A 285-nucleotide genomic window follows, 5' to 3' on the forward strand; every position below is an offset into this window, starting at 1 on the left:
ACGCTGAAAGGCGAAGGCCCATTCACGGTATTCGCACCCACCAACGAAGCGTTTGCCAAATTGCCCGACGGCACAGTGGAAATGCTACTAAAACCAGAAAACAAAGATAAGTTGGTGGCAATCTTGACCTATCACGTGGTGGCAGGAAAGGTAATGGCAGCCGATGTTATGAAACTGAGTGAAGCACAAACAGTGCAAGGTGGCACGGTGATGATTAAAGTGATGGACGGCACCGTAATGGTAGACAATGCCACGGTAACCGCGACCGACATCAAGGCATCAAAC

The 285-nt window shown here is 49.8% G+C and carries 1 protein-coding gene; it reads left to right on the plus strand.

Annotated features, from left to right (window positions below; translation table 11 throughout):
* Positions 1 to 285: fasciclin domain-containing protein (locus tag AB4585_RS24480; protein WP_372171349.1), on the plus strand; the 285-nt coding region annotated here is incomplete at both ends.

The organism is Vibrio sp. 10N.222.49.C9, assembly GCF_041474985.1.
Taxonomy (GTDB): Bacteria; Pseudomonadota; Gammaproteobacteria; order Enterobacterales; family Vibrionaceae; genus Vibrio; species Vibrio crassostreae_C.